Annotated in this window: 14 protein-coding genes; all 14 read right to left on the bottom strand. The window is 61.8% G+C overall.

Features of this window, described 5'->3' with window-relative positions; genetic code table 11:
* Positions 1 to 3: 3 nt before the first annotated feature.
* On the bottom strand, positions 4 to 2,178 hold the full coding sequence (gene nuoL, locus EEB11_RS15390; protein ID WP_135432816.1) for an NADH-quinone oxidoreductase subunit L: 2,175 nt from the start codon (positions 2,176 to 2,178) through the stop codon (positions 4 to 6).
* Between the two features lie 4 nt (positions 2,179 to 2,182).
* Positions 2,183 to 2,488, bottom strand: a complete 306-nt coding sequence (nuoK, locus tag EEB11_RS15385; protein ID WP_135432814.1) for an NADH-quinone oxidoreductase subunit NuoK — start codon at positions 2,486 to 2,488, stop codon at positions 2,183 to 2,185.
* Positions 2,489 to 2,576: 88 nt separating this feature from the next.
* Positions 2,577 to 3,191 carry an NADH-quinone oxidoreductase subunit J gene (locus EEB11_RS15380; RefSeq protein ID WP_135432812.1) on the bottom strand — a complete coding sequence of 205 codons (615 nt, stop codon included), beginning with the start codon at positions 3,189 to 3,191 and terminating at the stop codon, positions 2,577 to 2,579.
* On the bottom strand, positions 3,188 to 3,598 hold the full coding sequence (locus tag EEB11_RS15375) for a carboxymuconolactone decarboxylase family protein (RefSeq protein ID WP_135432810.1): 411 nt from the start codon (positions 3,596 to 3,598) through the stop codon (positions 3,188 to 3,190). The genes EEB11_RS15380 and EEB11_RS15375 overlap by 4 nt, the downstream gene beginning before the upstream one ends.
* Before the next feature lie 5 nt (positions 3,599 to 3,603).
* Positions 3,604 to 4,098 carry an NADH-quinone oxidoreductase subunit NuoI gene (gene nuoI, locus EEB11_RS15370; protein WP_135432808.1) on the bottom strand — a complete coding sequence of 165 codons (495 nt, stop codon included), beginning with the start codon at positions 4,096 to 4,098 and terminating at the stop codon, positions 3,604 to 3,606.
* A 2-nt stretch (positions 4,099 to 4,100) separates the two neighbouring features.
* Positions 4,101 to 5,138 carry an NADH-quinone oxidoreductase subunit NuoH gene (gene nuoH / locus EEB11_RS15365; RefSeq protein WP_135432806.1) on the bottom strand — a complete coding sequence of 346 codons (1,038 nt, stop codon included), beginning with the start codon at positions 5,136 to 5,138 and terminating at the stop codon, positions 4,101 to 4,103.
* Between the two features lie 16 nt (positions 5,139 to 5,154).
* The gene (locus tag EEB11_RS15360; RefSeq protein ID WP_135432804.1) at positions 5,155 to 5,556 is read right to left on the bottom strand and encodes a YNQ4 family lipoprotein; all 402 of its coding nucleotides are present in this window, start codon (positions 5,554 to 5,556) and stop codon (positions 5,155 to 5,157) included.
* A gap of 3 nt (positions 5,557 to 5,559) precedes the next feature.
* Positions 5,560 to 7,569: an NADH-quinone oxidoreductase subunit NuoG gene (gene nuoG, locus EEB11_RS15355; protein ID WP_135432802.1), complete on the bottom strand. Its 2,010-nt coding sequence runs from the start codon at positions 7,567 to 7,569 to the stop codon at positions 5,560 to 5,562.
* A 99-nt stretch (positions 7,570 to 7,668) separates the two neighbouring features.
* Positions 7,669 to 8,070, bottom strand: a complete 402-nt coding sequence (locus tag EEB11_RS15350; RefSeq protein ID WP_135432800.1) for a DUF5333 domain-containing protein — start codon at positions 8,068 to 8,070, stop codon at positions 7,669 to 7,671.
* Between the two features lie 107 nt (positions 8,071 to 8,177).
* Positions 8,178 to 8,438: a hypothetical protein gene (locus tag EEB11_RS15345; protein ID WP_135432798.1), complete on the bottom strand. Its 261-nt coding sequence runs from the start codon at positions 8,436 to 8,438 to the stop codon at positions 8,178 to 8,180.
* A gap of 5 nt (positions 8,439 to 8,443) precedes the next feature.
* Positions 8,444 to 9,739: an NADH-quinone oxidoreductase subunit NuoF gene (nuoF, locus tag EEB11_RS15340; RefSeq protein WP_135432796.1), complete on the bottom strand. Its 1,296-nt coding sequence runs from the start codon at positions 9,737 to 9,739 to the stop codon at positions 8,444 to 8,446.
* Between the two features lie 15 nt (positions 9,740 to 9,754).
* On the bottom strand, positions 9,755 to 9,979 hold the full coding sequence (locus tag EEB11_RS15335) for a DUF5337 domain-containing protein (protein ID WP_135432794.1): 225 nt from the start codon (positions 9,977 to 9,979) through the stop codon (positions 9,755 to 9,757).
* Between the two features lie 9 nt (positions 9,980 to 9,988).
* Positions 9,989 to 11,239 (bottom strand): NADH-quinone oxidoreductase subunit E, encoded by a 1,251-nt coding sequence (locus EEB11_RS15330; protein WP_135432792.1) that lies wholly within the window; start codon positions 11,237 to 11,239, stop codon positions 9,989 to 9,991.
* Positions 11,239 to 12,474 carry an NADH-quinone oxidoreductase subunit D gene (locus tag EEB11_RS15325; protein ID WP_135432790.1) on the bottom strand — a complete coding sequence of 412 codons (1,236 nt, stop codon included), beginning with the start codon at positions 12,472 to 12,474 and terminating at the stop codon, positions 11,239 to 11,241. The genes EEB11_RS15330 and EEB11_RS15325 overlap by 1 nt, the downstream gene beginning before the upstream one ends.
* Positions 12,475 to 12,492 lie beyond the last annotated feature (18 nt).

Raw genomic sequence — 12,492 nt, 5'->3', positions numbered from 1 at the left:
CCCTTACTGCGCGCCAGACAGCGTGAGCCAGCTGATCAGGGCGACAACCCCGAGCACCATGGCGAAGGCATAGTGAAACACATAGCCGGACTGCGCCCGACCGGCGAGGCGGGTCAGCATGGGGATCAGCCCCATCGCCACGCCGTTGATCGACCCGTCAATTACCGCACCATCGCCGCGCTTCCACAGGAAGCCCCCCAGCCATTTGGCGGGACGCACGAAGACCCAGTCATAAAGCTCGTCAAAGTACCATTTGTTCAGCAAGAACAGGTACAGCGGGCGCTGGTTGGCAGCCAGACGGCCGGGCAGTGACGGGTTCTTGATGTAGAACAGCCAGGACAAGGCAAAGCCCAGGACCATGGCGATGAAGGGACTGACCTTCACCCATTTCGGCACATAATGCGCATCATGCAGAACGGTGTTTTCCGGGCCGATAAAGATGGCACCTTTTGGCGCGACGCGGGCGACATGGATGTCCTCTGCCGGGGCGGCGTCGGTCGCAATCACAGCGCCCTCGGACGGTGCGGCTTCAGTGGCAACACCAGCGCCCTGTACCGGGGCCGGGGCAGCCGTACCCGCAACCGGGGCAACGGCGGGCTCTTCCGCCTGATGATGCGCCGCGTCCATCCCGAACCAGTCGCGCACCTTGTCTTCGTCGCCGAAGAACACGCTGTACCAGATCATCCCCGAAAACGCCGCACCAAGCGCCAGAACCCCCAGCGGGATCAGCATGATGGTCGGGCTTTCATGCGGTTCGTGGTGGTGGTCATCATGGCCGTGACCGTGACCGTGGCCATGCCCCACCGTTCCTGCGCGGTTGGTGCCATAGAACGTCAGGAACATCAGCCGCCAGGAATAGAAACTGGTCATCCCCGCAGCAACCACCAGCAGCCAGAACGCACCCTGATTGCCGACAAAGGCAGACTCGATCACCGCATCCTTGGACAGGAAACCGGCAAAGCCGATGTGGGTCAGCGGAATGCCCACGCCGGTGATCGCCAGCGTGCCGATCATCATCGCCGCAAAGGTATAGGGAATCTTTTTGCGCAGGCCGCCGTAGTTGCGCATGTCCTGTTCATGATGCGTGGCATGGATCACGGACCCGGCCCCAAGGAACAGCATCGCTTTGAAAAATGCATGGGTGAACAGGTGGAACATCGCCACCGAGTAGACGCCCACGCCAGCGGCCACAAACATGTAGCCCAACTGCGACATCGTCGAATAGGCGATCACGCGCTTGATATCGTTCTGCACAAGGCCAATCGTGGCCGCGACAAAGGCGGTCGCAGCCCCCAGAACGGTGATCATCACCATGGCGCTTGGCGCATATTCGTACACCGGCGACATGCGGCAGACCAGAAACACCCCCGCCGTCACCATGGTCGCCGCGTGGATCAGCGCCGACACCGGGGTCGGGCCTTCCATCGCGTCGGGCAGCCAGGTGTGCAGGAAAAGCTGCGCCGACTTGCCCATGGCACCGATGAACAGCAACACCCCGATCAGGTTCGCCGCATTCCAGTCGGCCCAGAGAAACCGGATGCTGGTGTCTGCAAGGGCCGGAGCCGCAGCAAACACCTCATCAAAACGGACCGAGTCGGTCAGGAAGAACAGCGCCATGATACCAAGGGCAAATCCGAAGTCACCGACGCGGTTGACCACAAAGGCCTTGATGGCAGCGGCATTCGCGCTCGGTTTTTTGTAGTAGAACCCGATCAGCAGGTAAGAGGCCACGCCCACACCTTCCCAACCGAAGAACATCTGCACAAGGTTGTCAGATGTCACCAGCATCAGCATGGCAAAGGTGAAGAACGAGAGATACGCAAAAAACCGCGCCCGGTAATGCTCACGCTCGGTCCAGTTGTCGTCATGCGCCATGTAGCCGAAGGAATAGAGGTGCACGAGGGCCGAAACCGAGTTCACCACAACCAGCATGATCGCGGTCAGCCGGTCCACCCGGATGGCCCATTCGCTGCCCAAAGACCCGGATTCAATCCAGCGCAGCAGCACCACGCGGTACATCTCGCCATCAAAGGTCAGGAAGATGATCCAGGACAGGAAAGCCGCCAGAAACACCAGCGCCGTGGCGATGATCTGCCCGGCCCGTTCGCCGATGATGCGCCAGCCAAAGCCGCAGATCAGCGCGCCGACCAAGGGCGCAAGAAGGATGATCGTTGCCATGGGGTCAGCCTTTCATCACGTTGACGTCTTCGACGTCGATCGTTCCGCGGTTTCGGAAGAACACCACCAGGATCGCAAGGCCAATCGCCGCCTCGGCCGCCGCCACGGTCAGGATGAACATGGTGAAAATCTGCCCCACCAGATCGCCCAGATAGCTTGAAAACGCGACCATGTTGATGTTAACCGCCAGCAGCATCAGTTCGATCGACATCAGGATGACGATCACATTCTTCCGGTTGAGGAAGATGCCGAAGATGCCGATGACGAACAAAGCCGCCGCGACTGTCAGGTAATGTTCCAGACCAACCATGTTCCGTTCCCTCGTAGGCGACTTTCGCGCCCGTTTTATCGTTCCGTAGGGTGGGTGCTGTGCCCCCACCAGCCCCGGCACAGCGCCCTTATAGGCCCTGCCCCGGCTTCACATCTTTCAGCTCCATCGCCACTGCCGGATCGCGCCACATCTGGTGCAGCACGTTCTGGCGTTTCACGTCCTTGCGGTGACGCAGCGTCAGCAGGATGGCCCCGATCATCGCAACCAGCAGGATCAACCCCGACAACTGGAACAGCAGCAGGTACTTGTCATAGATCAGCAGCCCCAGCGCGCGGGTGTTTTCCACCTGCTCCATCGCAGGCGCAACCGCCTGCCGCAGCCCCAAAGCGCCTTCAGCCTGCACCCAGGCCCCGATGCCCAGCGACAATTGCATCAAAAGCACCACGCCGATCAGCAGACCCAGCGGCATATATCGCGCGATTTCGCCCTTGAGTGCTGCAAAGTCGATGTCGAGCATCATCACCACGAACAGGAACAGCACCGCCACCGCGCCGACATAGACGATGATCAGCAGCATCGCCACAAACTCCGCCCCCAGCAGCACGAACAGCCCGGCTGACGACAGAAAGGCCAGGATCAGCCACAGCACCGAATGCACCGGGTTCCGGCTGATGGTCACCATCAGCCCCGCCGCCACCACAACGATGGCAAAGGCATAAAAGGCGTAATCCGCGACAGTCATGTGTCACTCTCCTCGGTCTCGGCAAAGACGCTCTGGGCAATTTCCAGCGCCTTTTGCGTGGCGGGCAACCCACCGAACATGCTCATCTGCCAGATCACTTCCGCGATCTCGCGCTGTTTGGCCCCGGCGGCGAGGCCGTTCTTGATGGTCATCCGCAATTGCGGCTCGCCGATCGGGCCAAGCACGGTCTGGGCGGCAATGGTCACCAGAAACCGGGTGCGGGCGTCCAGACCTTCGGGGTTGAAGGTCTTGCCGAACCACATTTCCAGCAGTTCCTTCGGCATCGCCGGGAACAGTTTTTCAAAGGCCTTGGGGTCGATGGTGTCCATGCCGGGCATGAAGGCGCTTGCCATCTTCTGCCCCTGCTCCATCATCTGTTGCAGCATCTTGGTGTAGGCTTCGGTCATGGCGATCACCTGTAGGGCGCGTCGAGTTCGAGATTGCGGGCAATCTCCGACTCCCAACGCGCGCCGTTATCAAGCAGCTTTTCCTTGTCGTAGAACAGCTCCTCACGGGTTTCGGTGCTGAATTCGAAATTCGGGCCTTCGACAATGGCATCCACCGGACAGGCTTCCTGACAGAAACCGCAATAGATGCATTTGGTCATGTCGATGTCATAGCGCGTGGTGCGGCGGCTGCCGTCTTCACGCGGCTCGGCGTCGATGGTGATGGCCTGCGCGGGACACACCGCCTCGCACAGCTTGCAGGCGATGCAGCGTTCCTCACCATTCGGATAGCGGCGCAGCGCGTGTTCGCCACGGAAGCGGGGCGACAGCGGCCCCTTTTCATGCGGATAGTTCAGAGTCATTTTCGGCGCGAAAAAGTACTTCATCCCCAAAGCAAACCCCTTGAGAAAATCCTGCAGCAGGAAATACCGGGTCGCGCGGTTCCAGTCGATGTTTGCCATTCTCAGCCCCCAATCGTCCAGCGGGCCCAGGCGCCGCCCAATACTTCGAATTTTGCAAGGAAGGCCACCAGCACGACCCACCCTAGCGACAGCGGCAGGAACACCTTCCAGCCGATCCGCATCAGCTGGTCGTAGCGATAGCGCGGCACGATGGCTTTCACCATGGCGAACAGGAAGAAGAAGAACGCCATCTTGATGAACATCCAGAAGAAGCCATCAGGCAACCCCGGAATGGGCGACAGCCAGCCGCCGAAAAACAGCAGGCTCATCAGCGCGCACATCAGGAAGATGGCGATGTATTCACCGGCCATGAACAACAGGTAGGGCGTCGAGGAATATTCCACCATGAACCCGGCCACCAGTTCCGACTCTGCCTCTGGCAAATCGAACGGCGGGCGGTTGGTTTCGGCCAAGGCCGAGATGAAGAACAAAACAACCATCGGCAGATGCGGCAGCCAGTACCACGAAAACAGCCCGTAAGCCCCGTCCTGCGCGGCAACGATGGCCGAAAAGTTCATCGAACCCGTCGAGATGATGATGCCAATGATGATCAGGCCCAGCGACACCTCGTAGGAAATCATCTGCGCTGCCGACCGCAAAGACCCGAGGAACGGATATTTGGAGTTGGACGCCCAGCCCCCCATGATCACGCCGTACACCTCCAGCGACGACACCGCGAAGACAAACAGGATCGCCACGTTGATGTCGGCCAGAATCCAGCCATCATTGAACGGGATCACGGACCACGCCAAAATCGCCAGCACGAAGGACAGCATGGGTGCCAGGAAAAACACCGGGCGGTCGGCCCCTGCCGGCACCACGATTTCTTTGACCACATATTTCAGCGCGTCGGCCACCGATTGCAGCAGGCCAAAGGCCCCCACCACGTTGGGGCCGCGTCGCATCTGGACCGCGGCCCAGATCTTGCGGTCGCCGTAGACCAGAAACAACAGGCTGATCATCACGAAGCCCACGATCAGCAGGCTTTGCGCCGCGATCAGAACCAACGTGCCCATTGGCGTTGTCAGAAAGTCAGACATTCTCAGCCTCTCATCTTCAAATCGTCGGTATCCCGAGCGCCCCGCAATCGCGCACCGCGACTTCGGCATCGATCGTTTTCAGCCCGGGTGGCAGCGCGGCCGAGATCAGATAGACCGCGTCCCCCCGCCATATCTCTCCGCTCTGCGCCACCGTGGTGCGCACATGGCGCGCAAAGCCGTACCCGCGGATCAGCGCATATTGTGCAGCGGCACAGCGGCCATAAGCCTCGACATCGTCATTCCCGCGCGCGCCCTGCAGGGCGACGCGAAAGCTGACCATGTCATCCTGTAGCAGCACGGTCTGAATGCCCTGGTAAGAGGGATTGCTGCCGCCCTGTGCCACGGGAGCGGTCCCGGCACAAGCCGACAGGGCCACAAAAGCGGCTGTCAGGCTGGCAAGGATGGGCGTGTGGAGCATCGTCTACTCTGCTGCCAACGGGGTTTCAGTGCGGGATTTGGCAAGCGCGGACATTTCCGCCATCACCTGCGATGACCGCGCAATCGGGTTGGTCAGGTAGAAATCCTGCACCGGCAGGCGGAAGCTGGCCTTTGCCGGGTCGCGCAGCGGAATGCGCGTCCAGCCATTGTCGGCAACCTGATCGACCTGCCCCAGATGCGGATGCGCCGCCACCAGCGCCCGGCGCAATCCGGCCAGCGAGTCCCATGGCTGGGTCGCCCCCAGCTCTGCCGACAGCGCCCGCAGGATCGCCCAGTTTTCCTTGGCCTCGCCCGGCGCAAACCCGGCGCGCAGCGCCAGTTGCGGGCGGCCTTCGGTGTTGACGAACAGCCCGCCCTCTTCGGTGTAGGCAGCCCCCGGCAGGATCAGGTCGGCACGATGCGCCCCCCGGTCGCCATGGCTGCCCTGATAGATCACAAAAGGCCCGGCTTTGATTTCCACCTCATCCGCGCCAAGGTTGTAAACGACCTGCGCGCCGTCCAAAGCCGCACTCATGCCGCCATCGGTGACCGCATTCACATCCATCGCGCCAACCCGGGCCGCAGCGGTGTGCAGCACCAGTAGTTTGGCCCCCATCGCCTCTGCCAGCTTCATGGCCTGCGACAGGACCGCTTCACCGTCGGCCTCGTTCAGGGCGTCCTGCCCCACGATCACCACTGCGCCTTCGGTTTGCTCTGCCTCAGACGCCGCCTTGACCAGCGCGGCCCGGTCATCACCGGCATGGGCATAATCATAGGTCAGATCGACCGCCGCACCGATCAGCGTCACATCGGCCCCGGCACTCCATGCCTTGCGGATGCGGGCGTTCAGCACCGGCGCCTCGTCACGCGGATTGGTGCCGATCAGGATGATCGCCTTCGCCGTGTCGATGTCTTCAATCGCCGCCGTGCCGACATAGGCCGAACGGTTGCCCGAGGGCAGCTTCGCGCCATCTGTACGGCATTCAATGCGGCCACCCAGACCCTCGACCAGGTGCTTGAGGCTGAACACAGCCTCCACCGGGGCCAGATCGCCGACAATCGCTGCTACCTTGCGGCCCTTCATCGCAGCGGCAGCAGCGGCCAGCGCCTCACCCCAGCCCGCTTTGCGCAAGCGCCCGTTTTCACGGATATAAGGCGTGTCCAGCCGCTGGCGGCGAAGCCCGTCCCAGATGAAGCGGGTCTTGTCGGAAATCCACTCCTCATTCACGCCGTCATGGTTGCGGGGCAGGATGCGCATCACTTCGCGCCCCTTGGTGTCGATCCGGATGTTGCTGCCAAGCGCATCCATCACGTCGATGGATTCCGTCTTGGTCAGCTCCCACGGGCGGGCGGTAAACGCATAGGGTTTCGAGGTCAGCGCGCCAACCGGGCACAGGTCAATGATATTGCCCTGCAGATTGCTGTTCAGCGTCTCGTTCAGATAGCTGGTGATCTCGGAATCCTCGCCCCGACCGGTCTGGCCCATCTGGGTGATGCCCGCGACTTCGGACGTAAAGCGCACGCAGCGGGTGCAGGAAATGCAACGGGTCATCGTGGTGGCGACCAGCGGGCCAAGATTCAGATCCTCGGACGCCCGCTTCGGCTCGCGGTAGCGGCTGAAATCGACGCCGTAGGCCATGGCCTGATCCTGCAGATCACACTCGCCGCCCTGATCGCAGATCGGGCAATCCAGCGGGTGGTTGATCAGCAAAAATTCCATCACGCCCTCGCGGGCTTTCTTGACCATGGGGCTGTTGGTTTTCACCACCGGCGTTTCGCCATTCGGGCCGGGGCGCAGGTCGCGCACCTGCATCGCGCAGCTGGCCGCCGGTTTCGGCGGGCCGCCCACAACCTCGACCAGACACATTCGGCAGTTGCCCGCAATCGTCAGACGTTCGTGATAGCAGAAACGCGGAATTTCCACGCCTGCCACCTCGGCCGCCTGGATGATGGTCATCGCGCCATCCACCTCGACCTCGATGCCGTCAATGCTGATCTTTTTCAGGTTCGTCATCTGCTTACTCCGCAGCCATCGTGACACCGGGGTGGATCACCCACCCAAGCGCCGTGTTCTGTGCCGGGCACTGCGCCCGGCGGAATCTCTCTGCCCCGGTCATCTGGTTGACCTCAGCAATGCGCCGACAAGGCTGCCGCGTGCAATCTCGGCCTCGCCCGCCGCGCAATAGGCGTCCGTCTTGCCCGGAACAGCGCCCTTGCTGGCCAGCCAGGTCGCCGCCTCGGCCTTGCCGCGCGCCTTTTCCGTCTTGTCTTCGACAAAGGCGCGGACCTCGGTCGCGCTATAGCCCTGCGACAAGGCATACTCGCGCAGCTTCAACAGCTCATTCAGTGCGCGCAACCGGCGCGGTTGCAGCGTCGGGCAATTGTCGGCAATCGCGTCGGCAATGAACCCACTGCGCAGCGTGTCGTTGATGGTCTTTTCCTGATTGATCGGCACCAGCGCAAAGGCAGGTGCGGCCAGCATCAGGGCGGCAATCGTCATCGGGATCAGTTTCATCAGGGCCTCCTTGGCATTCCATGCCAAGGAGATAGGCGCTGCGGCAGCTGATAGGCGATGACAAGGCCGTGCCATCACGCCGAAGTGGGACGCTATCGGATACCGCATCAGGCGCACCCCCCGACATAGACCCAAGCGCCCGCCTCGAACCGGTCATAGATGCCGGGGCGCAGACGGCGCCCTTCGGCCGTACAGGTGGCCTCGGCCACCCGGCGCGCGGCGGCGCCTTCATGCATCCCGAAAGGTTGGCCATTGTTGGTCACCCGCAAGGGGGCAGACGACGGCGCAGCCACACCCTGACCGGCCCCTTGCGGGGCCGGCTGCACGCAGGCACCAAGCGCCAGCGTCAGGGAAAGGGCTGCGGCCATCCGCATCACTCCGCAGCGACGGCGCTGATGCGCCCGGTTTTCTTGGCCTTGATCCGGTCTTCGATCTCATCGCGGAACGCCCGCACAAGACCTTGGATCGGCCATGCAGCGGCGTCACCCAAAGCACAGATCGTATGCCCCTCAACCTGCTTGGTCACGGAAATCAGCATGTCGATCTCCTCGACCTCGGCCTCGCCGCGCACCAGACGGTCCATCACCCGCATCATCCAGCCGGTACCTTCGCGGCACGGCGTGCACTGGCCACAGGACTCATGCTTGTAGAACTTCGACAAGCGCCAGATCGCCTTAATGACATCGGTGGACTGATCCATCACGATCACCGCCGCCGTGCCCAGACCCGACCGCTGCTCGCGCAGCCAGTCGAAATCCATGATGGCATCGTCGCATTGCGCCGCGTTCAGCAGTGGCACCGAAGACCCGCCGGGAATCACGGCCTTGAGGTTCTTCCACCCGCCGCGCACACCACCACAATGCCGCTCCAGCAATTCCTTGAGCGGGATCGACATCGACTCCTCAACAACACAAGGCGCGTTCACATGGCCCGAGATGCCGAACAGCTTGGTGCCCGCATTGTTCGGCCGCCCAAAGGACGCAAACCACTCGGGCCCGCGCCGCAGGATGGTGGGCACAACGGCAATCGACTCCACATTGTTCACCGTGGTCGGGCAGCCATAAAGCCCCGCACCCGCCGGGAACGGCGGCTTCATCCGCGGCATGCCCTTCTTGCCCTCAAGGCTTTCCAGAAGTGCTGTTTCCTCGCCGCAGATATAGGCCCCGGCCCCGTGGTGCAGGTACAGGTCGAAATCCCAGCCGGATTTCGCGGCATTGCGCCCCAGCATCCCGGCGTCATAGCATTCGTCAATCGCGGCCTGCAGCGCCTCTTTCTCGCGGATGTATTCGCCACGGATATAGATGTAGCAGGCGTTGGCATTCATCGCAAAGGCCGCGATCAGCGCACCTTCGATCAGCGTGTGCGGATCATGGCGCATGATCTCGCGGTCCTTGCAGGTGCCGGGTTCCGATTCATCGGCGTTGATCACGAGATAGGCAGGGCGACCATCGGACTGCTTGGGCATGAACGACCATTTCAGCCCGGTCGGGAACCCTGCCCCGCCGCGCCCGCGCAAACCGGATGCCTTCATCTGCTCGATGATCTTGTCGCGACCGCGCGCGATGATCTCTGCCGTGCCATCCCAATGGCCGCGCGCCTTTGCGCCCGCCAGGCTGCGGTCATGCATCCCGTAGAGGTTGGTAAAGATGCGGTCCTGATCCTTGAGCATTGCTTGCCCCTTCCTTCAACCCTGACGACTGCGCCAGATCTGATACGTCACAACCAGCGCCCAGAAGAACGCGGCAATTGCGGCAAAATCGAACAGAAAGACATAGCGGGGGTCCCACCCCATCTGTCCGCCCACAAATTGCGCGCCCATCCACAACAGCATGGTCCCGGCCAGAACGAAGGCGACAAGCCTGGCCTTGTGGGCCGTGGTGCGGTCGCGTTCCGGATCTGGCCGGGTCATGCCATATCCTCAGTAATCGTTGGTCCGGGCCCGGATGCGGAATGCGTCCAGCCCTTCGGTCACGATGATCTTTGCCTGTGCCACCCATTTGTCACGGGTGACCCGGCCACGAAAGCCTTTCAGGTTCTGGTCCATCCAGGCGATGTCCGCCTCGGACCAGTAGGCGATCTGGTCAAAATGGAAGACCCCAAGCTCATGGCACAGCTTTTCCAGCGATGGGCCGATGCCTTCGATGACCTTCAGATCATCCGCCACGCCACCGCGCGGAGCTTCAAGCGCCTGCGGTTTGGTGCCAGCGGTCAGCGGTGGCGCAAGCCCGGGTTCGGGCTGCAGGGCGGCACCGTCTTGTGTCGCTTTGGACGGGACAGTTTCTGGCGCAGCGGCAACCTCTGTCGGCGTGCTGGCCGGTTCACCTTTCGAGATCGGCCTGCCGGCGGATTTCGCCGGTGCCTCCTGCACCGTCACCCCGCTGGCATCCGCGGGTATCCCCGCGCCGGGCGTCGGTCCGCTGGGCACATCATCGGCTGCGTCGGACCCATGCGGTGCCTCGGGCCGCGCAATCCATGGCGTGGTCAGCGGCACTTCGGTGCCGTCGATACGCTTGACGGTCTCGCCAATGTCCACCGCCAGCTGCGCGCTTGCGTTATAGGGTTTGCGCCCGGCTTCATGGTCTTTCAGGCTGGTCAGCCCGGTTACCGGTTCCGACGCATAGCGCCCGTTCTGTGGCCCCGGCACCGGAACCTCTCCGGCGCTGAACCGCGCAATCAGATCACGCAGTTTTTCCGGCGTCAGATCCTCGTAGTAATCCTTGCCGATCTGGGCCATCGGCGCGTTGGAACACGCCCCCAGACATTCGACCTCTTCCCAGGAAAACTTGCCATCCGCCGACACGGTATGCGGCTGTTTGGCAATCAGTTCCTGACACACCGCGATCAGGTCTTCTGCCCCGCAGATCATGCACGACGTGGTGCCGCAGATCTGGATATTGGCAATCGACCCAACGGGTTGCAGCTGGAACATGAAGTAGAACGTCGCCACTTCCAGCGCGCGGATGTAGGCCATGCCCAGCATGCCCGCCACATACTCAATGGCAGGCCGCGTCAGCCAGCCATGCTGTTCCTGCGCGCGCCACAACAGCGGGATGATAGCCGACGCCTGACGCCCCTCGGGGTACTTGGAAATCTGCCCCTCCGCCCAGGCAAGGTTCGCAGGCGTGAATTCAAACGAGGCAGGCTGGTCTTTGTGAAGGCGGCGCAGCATCAGCGGTCGATCTCCCCGAACACGACATCCATCGTGCCGATGATGGCAGAGACGTCAGCCAACTGATGCCCCTTGCAGATATAATCCATGGATTGCAGGTGCAAAAACCCCGGCGCGCGGATCTTGGCGCGGTAGGGTTTGTTGGTGCCATCGGCGGTCAGATAGACGCCGAATTCGCCCTTCGGGGCCTCAACCGCCGCATAAACCTCACCGGCAGGCACGTGGAAGCCTTCGGTGTAGAGTTTGAAGTGATGGATCAGCGCTTCCATGCTGGTTTTCATCTCACCGCGTTTGGGCGGCGTGATCTTGCCGCGGGCCAGCACATCGCCCTTTTCCACCCGTAGTTTCGCGCAAGCCTGACGGATGATAGACGTGCTCTCGCGCATTTCCTGCATGCGGCACAGGTAGCGGTCATAGCAGTCGCCATTCTTGCCGATCGGGATTTTGAAGTCGAATTCATCATAGCATTCATAGGGTTGGCTGCGCCGCAAATCCCATGCCAGACCCGAGCCGCGCACCATCACGCCTGAATAGCCCCATGTCAGGATATCATCCTCGGTGACAATCCCGATATCGGCATTGCGCTGTTTGAAGATGCGGTTTTCGGTCAGCAGCGTATCGATATCGTCCAGCACGCGCGGGAATTCCACCGCCCATTGGTCGATGTCTTCGATCAGCTTGTCGGTCAGATCGACATGCACCCCACCGGGGCGGAAATAGGCGGCATGCAGGCGGGCACCAGAGGCCCGCTCATAAAACACCATCAGCTTTTCGCGTTCTTCAAAGCCCCAGAGCGGCGGCGTCAGCGCGCCCACGTCCATGGCCTGGGTGGTCACGTTCAGCAGGTGGTTCAGCACCCGGCCAATCTCGGAGTACAGCACCCGGATCAGCGAGGCGCGGCGCGGCACCACGGTGCCGGTCAGCCGTTCGATGGCCAGACACCAGGCATGTTCCTGATTCATCGGGGCCACATAGTCCAGCCGGTCGAAATACGGCAGGTTCTGCAGGTAAGTCCGCGATTCCATCAGCTTTTCGGTGCCACGGTGCAGCAGGCCGATGTGCGGGTCGCAGCGTTCGACAATCTCGCCGTCCAGTTCCAGCACCAGACGCAAAACCCCGTGCGCCGCAGGGTGTTGCGGGCCGAAGTTCAGGTTGAAATTGCGGATCTTCTGTTCGCCGGTCTCGTAATCGGTCGAGCCGTCGTCATAGGTGTTCTTGCGGATATCGCCGTCCATCAGAACGCTCCCTTAATA

This window comes from Pseudotabrizicola sediminis (assembly GCF_004745575.1).
Taxonomy (GTDB): domain Bacteria; phylum Pseudomonadota; class Alphaproteobacteria; order Rhodobacterales; family Rhodobacteraceae; genus Pseudotabrizicola; species Pseudotabrizicola sediminis.
Note: the sequence above shows the minus strand (reverse complement) of the source record. Positions and strands in the feature narration are given on the sequence as shown.

Coding starts and splice junctions, on each gene's coding strand:
- EEB11_RS15335 (WP_135432794.1), bottom strand. CDS start 9,979: ATGACCCGGCCAGATCCGGAACGCGACCGCACCACGGCCCACAAGGCC.
- EEB11_RS15350 (WP_135432800.1), bottom strand. CDS start 8,070: ATGAAACTGATCCCGATGACGATTGCCGCCCTGATGCTGGCCGCACCT.
- nuoI (WP_135432808.1), bottom strand. CDS start 4,098: ATGGCAAACATCGACTGGAACCGCGCGACCCGGTATTTCCTGCTGCAG.
- EEB11_RS15360 (WP_135432804.1), bottom strand. CDS start 5,556: ATGCTCCACACGCCCATCCTTGCCAGCCTGACAGCCGCTTTTGTGGCC.
- EEB11_RS15345 (WP_135432798.1), bottom strand. CDS start 8,438: ATGGCCGCAGCCCTTTCCCTGACGCTGGCGCTTGGTGCCTGCGTGCAG.
- nuoF (WP_135432796.1), bottom strand. CDS start 9,739: ATGCTCAAGGATCAGGACCGCATCTTTACCAACCTCTACGGGATGCAT.
- EEB11_RS15375 (WP_135432810.1), bottom strand. CDS start 3,598: ATGACCGAAGCCTACACCAAGATGCTGCAACAGATGATGGAGCAGGGG.
- nuoG (WP_135432802.1), bottom strand. CDS start 7,569: ATGACGAACCTGAAAAAGATCAGCATTGACGGCATCGAGGTCGAGGTG.
- EEB11_RS15325 (WP_135432790.1), bottom strand. CDS start 12,474: ATGGACGGCGATATCCGCAAGAACACCTATGACGACGGCTCGACCGAT.
- EEB11_RS15380 (WP_135432812.1), bottom strand. CDS start 3,191: ATGACTGTCGCGGATTACGCCTTTTATGCCTTTGCCATCGTTGTGGTG.
- nuoK (WP_135432814.1), bottom strand. CDS start 2,488: ATGGTTGGTCTGGAACATTACCTGACAGTCGCGGCGGCTTTGTTCGTC.
- EEB11_RS15330 (WP_135432792.1), bottom strand. CDS start 11,239: ATGCTGCGCCGCCTTCACAAAGACCAGCCTGCCTCGTTTGAATTCACG.
- nuoL (WP_135432816.1), bottom strand. CDS start 2,178: ATGGCAACGATCATCCTTCTTGCGCCCTTGGTCGGCGCGCTGATCTGC.
- nuoH (WP_135432806.1), bottom strand. CDS start 5,138: ATGTCTGACTTTCTGACAACGCCAATGGGCACGTTGGTTCTGATCGCG.